Source organism: Neobacillus sp. BP17 (genome assembly GCF_059579525.1).
In genome coordinates this window covers 5,067,952-5,080,121 of the sequence record NZ_CM184198.1, presented here as the reverse complement: position 1 = coordinate 5,080,121, position 12,170 = coordinate 5,067,952, and the positions used below count along the sequence as shown (strand labels likewise).

At 39.1% G+C, this 12,170-nt stretch carries 14 protein-coding genes and 1 riboswitch; of the genes, 12 read left to right on the top strand and 2 right to left on the bottom strand.

Going from position 1 to position 12,170, the window contains the following annotated elements:
- Positions 1 to 152: 152 nt before the first annotated feature.
- Positions 153 to 1,295: a non-hydrolyzing UDP-N-acetylglucosamine 2-epimerase gene (gene wecB / locus AC4QJR_RS24810; RefSeq protein ID WP_496524524.1), complete on the top strand. Its 1,143-nt coding sequence runs from the start codon at positions 153 to 155 to the stop codon at positions 1,293 to 1,295.
- 22 nt (positions 1,296 to 1,317) lie between these two features.
- A complete protein-coding gene (gloA2, locus tag AC4QJR_RS24805) occupies positions 1,318 to 1,704 on the top strand; it encodes an SMU1112c/YaeR family gloxylase I-like metalloprotein (RefSeq protein ID WP_251461066.1) in 387 nt (128 codons plus the stop codon).
- A 110-nt stretch (positions 1,705 to 1,814) separates the two neighbouring features.
- Here gloA2 and AC4QJR_RS24800 read toward each other — a convergent pair whose 3' ends face one another.
- Entirely contained in the window at positions 1,815 to 2,393 is a 579-nt protein-coding gene (locus tag AC4QJR_RS24800; RefSeq protein ID WP_496524523.1) for a hypothetical protein, read from the bottom strand.
- A 295-nt stretch (positions 2,394 to 2,688) separates the two neighbouring features.
- Here AC4QJR_RS24800 and AC4QJR_RS24795 point away from each other — a divergent pair, with 295 nt between their 5' ends.
- Together AC4QJR_RS24795 and AC4QJR_RS24790 are read left to right on the top strand one after the other, a co-directional pair.
- Positions 2,689 to 3,345, top strand: coding sequence for a 5-bromo-4-chloroindolyl phosphate hydrolysis family protein (locus tag AC4QJR_RS24795; protein WP_098575053.1), 657 nt, complete (start codon positions 2,689 to 2,691; stop codon positions 3,343 to 3,345).
- On the top strand, positions 3,342 to 4,520 hold the full coding sequence (locus AC4QJR_RS24790) for a toxic anion resistance protein (RefSeq protein WP_251461060.1): 1,179 nt from the start codon (positions 3,342 to 3,344) through the stop codon (positions 4,518 to 4,520). Before AC4QJR_RS24795 ends, AC4QJR_RS24790 begins: the two co-directional genes overlap by 4 nt.
- Before the next feature lie 104 nt (positions 4,521 to 4,624).
- On the opposite strand, the gene AC4QJR_RS24785 is transcribed toward AC4QJR_RS24790, so the two are convergent.
- A complete protein-coding gene (locus AC4QJR_RS24785; RefSeq protein WP_496526740.1) occupies positions 4,625 to 5,371 on the bottom strand; it encodes a M15 family metallopeptidase in 747 nt (248 codons plus the stop codon).
- 239 nt (positions 5,372 to 5,610) lie between these two features.
- A riboswitch (cyclic di-GMP riboswitch) is annotated at positions 5,611 to 5,696 on the top strand.
- Between the two features lie 49 nt (positions 5,697 to 5,745).
- Here AC4QJR_RS24785 and AC4QJR_RS24780 point away from each other — a divergent pair.
- From AC4QJR_RS24780 to AC4QJR_RS24745, 8 genes are all read left to right on the top strand, one after another.
- A complete protein-coding gene (locus AC4QJR_RS24780; RefSeq protein ID WP_496524522.1) occupies positions 5,746 to 5,910 on the top strand; it encodes a hypothetical protein in 165 nt (54 codons plus the stop codon).
- 128 nt (positions 5,911 to 6,038) lie between these two features.
- Positions 6,039 to 6,470, top strand: coding sequence for an SRPBCC family protein (locus AC4QJR_RS24775; RefSeq protein ID WP_375375430.1), 432 nt, complete (start codon positions 6,039 to 6,041; stop codon positions 6,468 to 6,470).
- 206 nt (positions 6,471 to 6,676) lie between these two features.
- Entirely contained in the window at positions 6,677 to 6,817 is a 141-nt protein-coding gene (locus AC4QJR_RS24770) for a hypothetical protein (RefSeq protein WP_496524521.1), read from the top strand.
- A 426-nt stretch (positions 6,818 to 7,243) separates the two neighbouring features.
- A complete protein-coding gene (rfbC, locus tag AC4QJR_RS24765) occupies positions 7,244 to 7,804 on the top strand; it encodes a dTDP-4-dehydrorhamnose 3,5-epimerase (protein ID WP_496524520.1) in 561 nt (186 codons plus the stop codon).
- 3 nt (positions 7,805 to 7,807) lie between these two features.
- A complete protein-coding gene (gene rfbD, locus AC4QJR_RS24760; protein ID WP_496524519.1) occupies positions 7,808 to 8,647 on the top strand; it encodes a dTDP-4-dehydrorhamnose reductase in 840 nt (279 codons plus the stop codon).
- A 16-nt stretch (positions 8,648 to 8,663) separates the two neighbouring features.
- Positions 8,664 to 9,659: a dTDP-glucose 4,6-dehydratase gene (gene rfbB / locus AC4QJR_RS24755; RefSeq protein ID WP_496524518.1), complete on the top strand. Its 996-nt coding sequence runs from the start codon at positions 8,664 to 8,666 to the stop codon at positions 9,657 to 9,659.
- 4 nt (positions 9,660 to 9,663) lie between these two features.
- Positions 9,664 to 10,389 carry a sugar phosphate nucleotidyltransferase gene (locus AC4QJR_RS24750; protein WP_496526739.1) on the top strand — a complete coding sequence of 242 codons (726 nt, stop codon included), beginning with the start codon at positions 9,664 to 9,666 and terminating at the stop codon, positions 10,387 to 10,389.
- 364 nt (positions 10,390 to 10,753) lie between these two features.
- Positions 10,754 to 12,163, top strand: a complete 1,410-nt coding sequence (locus tag AC4QJR_RS24745) for a UDP-N-acetylglucosamine 2-epimerase (RefSeq protein ID WP_496524517.1) — start codon at positions 10,754 to 10,756, stop codon at positions 12,161 to 12,163.
- The last annotated feature ends 7 nt before the right edge of the window (positions 12,164 to 12,170 follow it).

Sequence of the window (12,170 nt, the reverse complement as noted above, 5' to 3'; positions counted from 1 at the left end):
TAGCGAGAAAAGTAATATTGTACAAAGAAATTTTTAGAAAACAATAAGGTGACATTGGAAGGGAAAGAATATGATTTTTTCATAAATGAGCAATCTTTGGTATCATGTTAGTGAATGAAATATTATGGATTGAAGGATACTTGGAGGCCGCTATGGATAATCAATTGAAGGTAATGACTGTATTTGGAACGAGACCGGAAGCGATAAAAATGGCTCCCTTGGTAAAAGAATTAGGGAAATACCCTGACCATATTAAACCGATTGTTACGGTTACTGCTCAGCACCGGGAGATGCTTGATCAAGTGTTGCAAATTTTTGAAATTACTCCTGATTATGATTTAAATATAATGAAAGAACGGCAAACCTTGCTAGAAGTAACAACCCGGAGTTTAGAAGGGCTCAATCAAGTTCTTGCGGACGTCAAGCCGGATATTGTCCTGGTCCATGGTGATACGACGACCACCTTTGTCGCGAGCTTAGCTGCTTTTTATCATTCGATTCCGATTGGACACGTTGAGGCTGGACTCCGGACTCATAATAAATATTCCCCGTACCCGGAGGAAATGAACCGTCAGTTGACAGGGGTGTTGGCAGATCTTCACTTCTCGCCAACTTCCCAATCGAAGCAAAACCTTTTGTTGGAAAATAAGCGGGAAGACGGGATTTATATCACTGGAAATACGGCCATCGATGCGCTAAAAACCACAGTGAGAGATAATTATACTCACCCTGTTTTAGACAAACTTGGGAATGACCGGTTAATTCTTATGACGGCCCACCGCAGGGAAAACACAGGGAAGCCAATGGAAAATATGTTTCGTGCGATTCGACGATTGGTTGAAAAGCATGTGGATGTTCAGGTGGTGTATCCTGTCCATATGAATCCAGTTGTTCGTGAGATTGCTAATCGTGTACTGGGCGAACACGAAAGGATTCACCTCATCGAGCCGCTAGATGTGATCGATTTCCATAACTTTGCCTCAAGAGCCTATTTGATTTTAACGGACTCTGGCGGTGTCCAGGAAGAGGCGCCATCCCTAGGTGTACCCGTATTAGTATTGCGCGATACCACTGAACGGCCAGAAGGAATTGAAGCGGGCACGCTAAAACTTGCAGGAACAGATGAGGAAACAATCTTTGATCTTGCAGATGGGCTGCTGTCAGACCCTGCCGCCCATGACAAGATGGCTCATGCCTCCAACCCATACGGAGATGGCTTTGCTTCTGAACGCATCGTCAAAGCTATCCTCCACCACTTCGGAAAAGAGGAACGGCCATCGGACTTAGGAGAATGATTGATTAAGGAGAAATGGTTAAATGAAGTTAAATAAGATTCATCATGTAGCGGTAATTTGTTCGGATTATGAAAAATCTAAGGATTTTTATATACGAGTCCTTGGGCTCACTCCGGTAAATGAGGTATATCGGGAGGAACGGGATTCCTATAAGCTTGATTTAGCAGTGAATGATCAATATCAAATTGAATTGTTTTCGTTCCCGTCCCCAGCTGAACGGCCAAGCTATCCTGAAGCAGCTGGATTGAGGCATCTTGCATTTGAAGTAGATGATATCGAAGAGGCGGTTCAATATATGTCCAATCATCATGTGAATGTTGAGGACGTCCGTGTAGACCCCATAACAAACAAGAAATTTACCTTCTTCGCAGACCCAGATGGGCTGCCGATTGAATTATATGAGCGGTAGTTTTACCTAATTCAGTTTGTGACAACCCAATGAATTGCCAAAAAGAGCAGGACCCATGGTCTTGCTCTTTCTTTAAATGTAACGGAGTAGTTCTTGCCTTGCAGCCAGAATTAAAATCTTCCCAAGTCATACCTTGGACTAGGCAGGCCATATTCACTTGGGGACCATGTGCCATAGCCGCTTAAACTGGGAGTTGGCTGGAACGGTTGCCCATACATGTTCATATTCGGTCCAACTCCTGGGTAACCCGGGCTGCCTCCAGTCGGATAGCCTAAGCCAATACCCCCGCCAAATGCTCCGCCAGGCCCGGGGCCGTATGGATTGAAACTTTGACTAGGTGCTCCAGGGAATCCTCCGAATCCGCCATAACCAGGGAATCCTCCATATCCTCCTGGATTAGCTGCATTTGCCAGCCCAGCCCCACCTAAATACCCTAAACCAAGGCCAAGCAGGCTCGAGCCTAATGACCCAAGATTTAATCCTGGGTGTCCGCCATGTCCCCCATGTCCCCCATGGTTATGGTGCCCATCATGAATGTGATGCTGTCCACCGAAATGATGCTGTCCCCCGGAATGATGATGCCCGTCATGATTGTGATGCACTCCGCCCCCATGATATTGTCTTTGAAAATTCAGCTCATTTCCTACACTATTTTGATACTCCATTGGCATATAATAAGGTTGATACATATCTATTCTCCTCTCTCCTCACTACCTGTATCTATCCTATGCATCTAACAAACTGACTCTTGGGCAGAAGCCTACAGTGGGGGTTCGACATCCGCCACTACCTAAAAAATACGTCTCAAGTCCTAGATTTCTTTCCGTTTGAAGTCTATGGCGGGGAGGAGTTTTTTCCTGTATTGTGGAAGTAGTTAATGGAAGTAATTTTCTTTTTGGCATATATTTTAGAGGGAAATGAAACATTCCATTGCATTCATTCGTAGGAATATAAAGATGTCTTAAGTCAGGAGTCGATCCAAATATGAACCCGATTTTGTCGTTTCTTATCCGCTCATCTGCGGCCGTCCCAATAACCATCTTAACGTGGCTGATCAGCTATTTTCCTTTTGACCAAACCTTTTGGGCAGCAACGGGAATCGCCTTAACCACAGGACTGCTTACTCATTTTATTCTTGGCATTGTGATGAACACCCGCTTTTTAAAAAAGCATCAAATATCCAGAAAAGAATATCGGTACATAAGGAAGAACCTTATGGAAGCCAAACAGAAAATCAATCGCTTGAATAAAAACCTATTTTCGATTCGCGATATTTCATCTGTCAAACAAAGAATTGATCTCATAAGAATTACAAAAAAGATCCACAAGATGACAACCAAAGAACCGAAGCGTTTCTACCAAGCGGAGCAGTTTTATTTTTCCCATTTGGACTCCATTGTGGAACTGACCGAAAAATACAGCTTTCTATCTTCCCAGCCGAAAAAGAACATGGAGATGGGCCAATCTCTCATCGAAACCCGTCATACTCTTGATGAACTCACAAGGGTAGTGGAAGAGGATTTGTACAAAGTGATATCAGATGACATTGATCACTTGAATTTTGAAATTGATGTTGCAAAGCATGCTCTCAATAAGGAAAAGAGCGCTAAATTCCCGGAAGAAAATAGGTGGCTAAAATGACCGAAAACAACCCAATTCAACCAAGTAAAACTGGTAATTTATTAGATGATATCCTTGCTGATCCTTTTGGAGGTCAACTGGAGACGGCTAAAAGTCCAATCCAGCAAACAAGCGAGGTGAAACCTGTCAAATTAATTGATGTGATTCCGGAAGAACATCGGGCCAAGGCTTATCAGATTGCCGAGCAAATCGATCCGACAAACCATCAGTCGATGATTCAATATGGTACCCAAGCCCAAGGTAAGCTGCTATCATTCTCACATACGATGCTTGAACATGTGCAGAAACAGGATGTGGGGGAAATCGGGCAGATCATTAGCGATTTAATGAAGCGGCTGGATGAAGTGAATCCCGATGATTTGAAGGATGGGAAGCCATCCTTATTTGCTCGTATGTTTGGAAAAATTTCAAGCTCGGTTCAAGAAGTGCTTTCCAAATATCAAAAAACGGGTGCACAAATTGACCGAATTAGTGTAAAACTAGACCGCAGCAAGAATGTCTTGATGTCCGATATAAAATTGCTCGAACAATTGTATGAGACCAATAAGGAATACTTCCATGCCTTGAATGTCTATATTGCTGCTGGGGAGATTAAGCTGGAGGAAATGCAGGAAAAGACGATTCCTCAGCTGAAAAAAGCAGCGGAACAGACCAATGATCAAATGAAGTTTCAAGAAGTTAATGATATGATCCAGTTTGCGGATCGGTTGGATAAACGTCTGCATGATTTGAAATTAAGCCGAGAAATTACCATTCAAAGCGCACCGCAGATTCGTTTGATTCAAAATACGAATCAAGCGCTTGTGGAAAAAATCCAATCTTCGATCATGACGGCGATTCCATTATGGAAAAATCAAGTCGCGATCGCCTTAACCTTAATTCGCCAGCGTCATGCGGTTGAGGCGCAAAAGCAAGTTTCGAAAACAACCAATGAGCTGCTTTTGAAAAATGCAGAAATGCTAAAAACCAATACCATCGAGACGGCGAAAGAAAACGAACGAGGAATCGTTGATATTGAAACCTTAAAGAAAACACAGGAAAGCCTGATCACTACACTCGAAGAAACAATGCGAATCCAAGAGGAAGGCCGCCACAAGCGCCGCATAGCCGAGCAGGAACTAGCGTCAATGGAAAACGACCTTCGATTAAAACTACTAGAGATAAAAGGGAAATAAAAAATAGGCCCTCGCTGCAACCAAACATGTGCAGCGAGGGCCTATTTTATTAAAAATGATTTTGGTGTCAGGCACCAAAATCAAAATCAAAATATATCAGTTATTCACTTATTCACAACGGTGGCGTCCACATATTCTTCAAGCGTGATGCCGCGTTCCATGATTTCTTTGGCGATTGTTTTACCGACGTAGCGTAGATGCCATGGTTCGTATTGATAGCCGGTGATGTCGTCTTTGCCTTTCGGGTAGCGGATGATAAAGCCATATTCCGCTGCATGATCTTCGAGCCAAACCGCTTCATCAGTACCCCCGAAGCAGTCTTCGGCGGCACATTTGCCATCCCCGCCCGTTACATCAATGGCAAGGCCGGTTTCATGTTCGCTCGTTCCTGGAACGGCACTATATTTTCTTGCTGCCTCATAGCCATCTTGGTTCACGTAGTGGTTGAACAACGCTGCTTGGGTAGCATGAGACCTGTAGGCCGACACACCTAACAGATTCACGCCCTGTTGTTTTGCGCCGGCAAATAATTTTTCAATTGCTGCACCGGCATCAGCTCTCATTTGCCGCTTTTCTGACTTTTGTTTAAAGGTAAAGGGGATATCTGGATAAATTAAATCGCTTGGCTGAAATTGATCGGGCAGTTTATTGCTTTTATTCACAAGAACAGGTATAACTTCTTGGGAGGAAACCGCTTGACTGCCAGCATTTTGTTGATGATCTTCAGCACGAGGAGAACTTTTCTTCGTCAAGTTCCCTTCATCCTGCAAAAAATGAAGTGTCCCTGTGCAGCCTGCTAATGAGAGTGTAAACACAACAAGAAATAGAAAAACAAACCGTATCTTAAACATAGTCATAAATTCACCCCAGTAACATCATGGACAGGAACATCGACTTTAAAACGTCTTTTTCCGCTGTTCCTAAGGTATTGTATACGGCGTGGGAATTTTAAGATGCATTAACCAGCCCATCAAGCATTTAGCTGCAACCAAAAAAGGAAGAATAATTTTCCAAAGATTGATAGATTGTGGGTCCAAAGGCACTTTTATTTTATAAATTAGTTGCTTATATTCTAAATAAACACATAAATCGTACGAAACGGCAAAACCATTGAAAAGTGGTGACGCAAAACTACAGGGGCTAAGGTTTTAAAAACGATGCTTGCCAGTTACCGAACACGATCACTCCTGCGATTTATGTTCATCACTAATGAGGGGGATTTTTTGTGTTGAAAATGTTGATAAAGTGCAAATATTACTATCATTTACTCCAGCACCGCCACAATGAACTATTAAAGCAAGACTGTCTGGATGAGGAATTAAGAGCCAAGCTAATCGTTAGAGCAAGTTATCATAATAGTAAAGCATTTGAATTCGCGTTAAAAATGTAAATGAAACCATATATGTAGGGAAAGCCAGTGTTGTGATACCGGCTTTTTTTACGTTTTATGGTATAAAATACTTCCATAGGACAACCATTACATGTAGAAACGTTAATGATTGAGAGGGGATTTACTAAATGTACAATCGGACAAAATTTAAAATCATGAAACCAGTGAATGAGGTGTTTGAGGCTTTCGTGGACCCTGAGAAAATCAAGAATTTTTGGTTCTCATCAGCTGCAAGATGGGAACAGGGCCAGACCGTCACGCTTAGATATGAAGAATACAATGCCGAAGTAGTTATTGAAGTCATCGAGGTCTTGCCCAACAAGAAAATTGTGTACCGCTGGGGCACAGATGGGAAAGGAAACATAGTAACGATTTCACTCGAAGAATTGGATTCTTCAAGCACCATCATTGAGATTACCGAAGAAGGATTCAGAGAAGATGACGACGAGTTCATGAGTAATCTTCTGGATAATAAAGAAGGCTGGGTCTTTATGTTGACCTGTCTAAAGGGATATTTGGAGTTTGGTATTAACCAATTAAGGGGAGCCATCGTTAAATAATGAAAGCAGCTTGGAGAAATCCAAGCTCTATTTAGTTAAAGTGAGTCTGTTGCTACGCACATCATTTACTCAAGACTTTGAACAAACGAACAATGAAAGCAGGCTCGTTCAAACAGTTGCTATGCGTCAAGAATGTTTTCGGCAAAATTCCTATAGAAATAGTTTCCATCAACATCGGGCACCCTATAAAAAAAGGGGGTGCCGCGGTGAAGCAGAATGAGGATAAATCGAGTGAAGGTTTAAATGAAATTTTTGAAATTATTAATGCAAAAGGCGATACGGGAGAGTTAAAGGAAATTGTTGATCGATATGACAGTGAAAATCCGGCAGAAGACTCGAATAGATAATGACAAAGGCCTAGCCATTTCGCTAGGCCTTTTGTAATGGGGTATGTGGATAATATTCATCGATAATGTGGATATATTAATATGAATTGTGGGTAAAGTTGTTAATTTTGTGGATAAAACTGTGAGTTTTGTGGATATTTTCATCCATTGGTCAATATTTTTGGAAAACTCAAAATTTATTCACACAATCTGTGTATAAAGGTTGAAAGACTGTGGATATCTCCGTCGATTGTGTGGATATAACCAGTATTAATGTTGATAAGTTGTTATTATCCTCGAATAAGTCCACCTCAACAGAGTGGAAAAATCAACAATAACCTTTAACAATTCTTGCTTAAAAAAATTTCTTGCCGGAGGAATATTTTTTGCAACATGTTTTTTACTAAATAGCAAGAGTCCGCATACATTAGTACGAGGTGATGTAATTTGAATGTAATGGAAACATTTTTGCCAGGAGTTAAAATTTTTGATCCTAAGGTTTATGGCGATCATCGCGGCTGGTTTATGGAGACGTATAGTCATCAATTATTTCAACAAGCCGGGATTGACTGCAATTTTGTCCAAGATAATCAATCTTTTTCCGCAACAAAGGGGACTTTAAGGGGTTTACATTATCAATTGAATCCTAAAGCACAAGCCAAGCTTATTCGTTGTACAAAAGGGGCCATTTTTGATGTAGCGGTTGATATTCGAAAGGGAAGCCCGACGTTTGCCCAATGGTTTGGGATAACTCTCAGTGCAGATAACAAAAAGCAGGTATTCATTCCAAAAGGATTTGCCCATGGATTTATGACATTGATGGATGATGTGGAAGTCCAATACAAGGTTGATGAGTTATATGCACCAGAATTTGACTGTGGAATTAGTTGGAATGATCAAGTGATTGGCATTAAGTGGCCTCATGATCTTACCCCAATATTATCGGTAAAAGATGAAAATGCCCCACCCTTATCAAAAGCTAACAATAATTTTATCTATGGAGTGTAAACCATGAAAATTCTAGTAACCGGATCTACTGGCCAGCTCGGATATGATGTTGTTCGTGAAGGGGTGAAACGTGGCTTAGACATTATTGGTTTTGGTTCTAAGGATTTAAACCTTGTGAATGACCAGGTGGTGTATGAGCGAGTAAACGCAATTAAACCTGATGCTATTATTCATTGTGCTGCCTATACGGCTGTTGATAAGGCAGAAGGTGATCAGGAAAACTGTTGGGATGTTAATGTGAACGGTACGAAATATCTAGTAAATGCTGCAAAAGCAGTAAAGGCTAAGTTTATGTATATAAGTTCAGATTATGTTTTTGATGGAATCGGCGAGGTCCCGTTTAAGGAAACAGATGAACCCAATCCTGCAGGCTATTACGGATTAACAAAATATGAAGGAGAAAAAGTGGTAAAGTCCATATTAACTGATTGGTTCATTGTCAGGATTTCATGGGTTTATGGGATAAATGGACACAATTTTGTTAAAACGATGCTTAGGCATTCGGAAACCCGGAATGAATTAAATGTAGTAGGGGACCAAGTTGGTTCGCCTACGTATACATTGGATTTAGCCCCTTTATTATTAGATATGATTCAAACAAACAAATTTGGAATCTACCATGCAACGAATGAAGGGTATTGCAATTGGGCGGAATTTGCGGAAGAAATTTTTCAAATCACTGGAAAAAAGGTAAGAGTCCGTTCTATTCGAACTGAGGAATATCCTACTGTGGCGATTCGTCCAAAAAATTCACGTCTATCTAAACAAAAATTAATGGAGCAGGGATTTAATCCACTGCCAACCTGGAAAGATTCATTAAAACGTTTTTTACACAATTTATAAGCTGAGGTGAAAATCTATGGTAAGGACTAAAATTCTTGTCACGGGTGGAGCCGGGTTTATAGGTGGAAACTTTGTCCAATATATGGTGAAAAAATACGCGCATTATCAAATTTATCATTTAGATGCATTAACCTATGCTGGTGATCTTACTAAACATCGTGATTCAGAAAAAAAAGAGAACTACCACTTTATAAAAGCAGATATAACTGACCGGAACCTAATTTTTTCGACTTTTAATAATGAAAAATTTACCCACGTTGTTCACTTTGCTGCAGAAAGTCATGTCGACCGTTCGATTGCTGATCCAGAGATCTTTGTCCGGACCAACGTGTTAGGAACACAGGTGTTATTGGAGGCAGCCAAACAATATGGTGTGAAGAAATTTATTCATGTTTCCACTGATGAAGTCTATGGTGAACTAGATTTTGAGCCGTCCTCCTTCTTTACAGAAGATACCCCACTAAAACCTAATAGTCCCTATAGTGCGAGTAAAGCATCATCTGATCTATTGGTACGAGCTTATTTTGAAACCTATGGTCTGCCAATCAATATCACTCGTTGTTCCAATAACTATGGCCCCTTCCAATTTCCTGAAAAATTAATTCCGCTAACGATTTTACGAGTATTAAATAACGAAAAGGTACCGGTTTTTGGGCACGGTCAAAATATTCGTGACTGGCTCCATGTCCTCGATCATTGCGCGGCAATCGACCTTATCCTTCATCAGGGTGCGAACGGGGAAGTTTATAATATCGGTGGACATAATGAACGAACAAATATTGAAGTGATTAAAACGATTATTAACTTTTTAGGAAAGTCTGAAGAATTGATTGAATTTGTACCAGACCGCTTAGGTCACGACAAGCGTTACGCGATAGATCCTTCTAAATTAGAGAGGTTAGGTTGGAAACCAACATATACTTTTGATACTGGCATTGTTCAAACCATTGATTGGTATCAGGATAACAAATGGTGGTGGGTAAAAAGAGAGAAAATAAATGGAAAGGAATGAAAAGATGAAAGGAGTAATATTAGGTGGTGGTAAAGGCACCCGTCTTGATCCATTTACCAGAATAATCAACAAGCACTTGCTCCCGGTTGGTCCATATCCAATGATCTATTGGCCGATAAATAAGTTGAAACAAGCAGGTGTTACGGAGATTTTAATTATTACTAACAAGCAAGACTTACGTTCATTTAAAGAATTATTTGGTAATGGTAATGAATTAGGTGTTAAGTTGACATATACCGTTCAAAGTGAAAAAGGCGGAGGTATTGCCGATGCCTTAGTATGCGCAAAATCTTTCGTTGATAATCAATGTATCGTTATGTTAGGGGACAATCTGTTTGATGATGATTTAAGACCTTTTATTGAGGATTTTCAAAATGAACCTTATGGTGCAAAAGTGCTCTTAAAAGAAGTGAAGGATCCTAAGAGATATGGAGTTGCCATATTAGATGAAGAAAAAAAAACTATACTTTCCATTATTGAGAAGCCTGATAATCCCAGCTCGACATTTTGTGTAACAGGTGTTTATTTTTATGACAAAAATGTATTTGATTTAATTGAGTTACTACAACCATCGACACGGTCAGAATTGGAGATAACAGATATAAATAATCTCTATATTAGAGGAAAGGGACTTCGTTATGATATTTTGAAAGGCTGGTGGCTTGATGCAGGAACTCATGAAGCTTTATTTGAAGCGAATAAACACTTCTTTGAAACCCGCCTTGAGTAAAGTTACCTAATTAAATAAACGTAAGCCGGTCCAGATTGTTGGACGGGCGGTAATAATGGCGAGGTTTGTTGAAGGTCAAAATGGTCATTTAGTATTTAGCCCTGCCCCTTACAGTTCCAACTGGATGGCTTAATGAAAAAATATCTGGAAGTTCCACTTCAAAGTATAAATCAAAAGGGTTTAATAACTTATTAAGGCAATAAACTCTAGTTGCCAGGCTTTCATTATTGAATTTTTTCCAAATCGTATTCGATAAATAGTCCATTTATAATAACTGCCTGTCCAAAAATAGGCTATAAAATTAGTTAATCTTAGTAAACGAAAAAGATGAAAATTTCATAGAATATTTAATGGGGGAGTTGACTTGAGTTTTTTTCAACAACATTATTGGTCTTTGTATCTTGATTTTATAGAGGAATTCAAAGAAGTAGAATATATGGGTATATTAATCCCTTTGCTTTGTGATTTTTCAGGTTTGTTAAAAGATAATGGCAAATTGGTTCAGAAAATGCAGAATTCATCCTTTAAGGACAATCTAAAGAATAAGATTTATTCTGATACGCAAATTCAACCGCTATTTGATAAGTATATTCAAAAAGGAACAAACCAAAATCCTGTAAATCAAAGCTCTGGGAAGATTCTTCTTTATGAGTATGTTTTACGCTTTCCTAATAACATACTTAAGAAATATTTTGACCCATCGGGGACGGTAATTTTAAGAAAACAAAAAAACATGGGGGGAAATAAAGTAATTCCTACAATTTATTTAGAACAATATAAAAAAGATGTATCAGAACCAGTAAAAAAATATCAGGAACAGATAAAGGATATTATTTTATCTCCTAAAAGTAATCATATCTTTAGAAAAAATAATAATCTTATAGAGAAATTTATGGAATGCCTTCCTGAACTATTGGAGAATTTGGCAGCTATAAACCGTTTTTTTGAGGAAGTTCGGATTTCTTGTATTATTGTAGGAACAACAGAGGATCCTATAAGCCGAAGTATTGTGGCAGTGGCCAATTCCAAAGGAATTCCAAGTATTTGTATGCAGCATGGGTTAATTATGAAGGAAGAGGGCTATCTACCTGTTTTTTCTACCATACAGGCTGTTTATGGAGAATATGAAAAAGCATGGTATATAAATAATGGTGTATTAGAGGAACGAATTGAAATGGTTGGTCATCCTCGTTTCGATGAACTCTTCTCAAAAAAGCAAATGACTAGTTCACTAAAAAAAGACCGAAGAGTAAAGTACGGAAAAAAAAGGGTACTAATCGCAACTGAACCTAATAATCTCCTTGAATGGGAGAAATTAATAAAACATCTTGTTATGGATCATACTAACGAAATAATCATTAAACCCCATCCATTGGAATTTAATAATAAGAGTTTAAGATATTACAAAATGCTTAGTTCAAAGTATAGAGCAGTTAAAATTACTTCAAATCTAAATTTATATAATATTCTTCCAACTATTGATGTTGTTGTGGTAAATTCATCAACGGTTGGATTAGAAGCAATGCTATTTGGAAAACCAATTATCGTTTTTAAACATGGTGTAAATACTAACTATTTTGATAAAATGGGTGATCTTGTTCAATCTGAGCCGAGAAAAATTGCAGAAAACATTAATAATGTTTTCTATAACGAATCCTTCAAAAATTATTATGAAACTAAACGTAAGGAGTTTCTATCTTTTGCGTACCCACAAAATTTTTCGGGTAATTGTTTAATAGAGTTAATTAATAAGCTAACTACAGAAATTAGATAATTTCACA

Bases quoted from the DNA above. Each gene is read 5' to 3' on its own strand.
- gloA2 (WP_251461066.1), top strand. From the start codon at position 1,318: ATGAAGTTAAATAAGATTCATCATGTAGCGGTAATTTGTTCGGATTAT.
- rfbB (WP_496524518.1), top strand. From the start codon at position 8,664: ATGGTAAGGACTAAAATTCTTGTCACGGGTGGAGCCGGGTTTATAGGT.
- AC4QJR_RS24775 (WP_375375430.1), top strand. From the start codon at position 6,039: ATGTACAATCGGACAAAATTTAAAATCATGAAACCAGTGAATGAGGTG.
- AC4QJR_RS24750 (WP_496526739.1), top strand. From the start codon at position 9,664: ATGAAAGGAGTAATATTAGGTGGTGGTAAAGGCACCCGTCTTGATCCA.
- AC4QJR_RS24800 (WP_496524523.1), bottom strand. From the start codon at position 2,393: ATGTATCAACCTTATTATATGCCAATGGAGTATCAAAATAGTGTAGGA.
- rfbD (WP_496524519.1), top strand. From the start codon at position 7,808: ATGAAAATTCTAGTAACCGGATCTACTGGCCAGCTCGGATATGATGTT.
- wecB (WP_496524524.1), top strand. From the start codon at position 153: ATGGATAATCAATTGAAGGTAATGACTGTATTTGGAACGAGACCGGAA.
- AC4QJR_RS24785 (WP_496526740.1), bottom strand. From the start codon at position 5,371: ATGTTTAAGATACGGTTTGTTTTTCTATTTCTTGTTGTGTTTACACTC.
- AC4QJR_RS24795 (WP_098575053.1), top strand. From the start codon at position 2,689: ATGAACCCGATTTTGTCGTTTCTTATCCGCTCATCTGCGGCCGTCCCA.
- AC4QJR_RS24790 (WP_251461060.1), top strand. From the start codon at position 3,342: ATGACCGAAAACAACCCAATTCAACCAAGTAAAACTGGTAATTTATTA.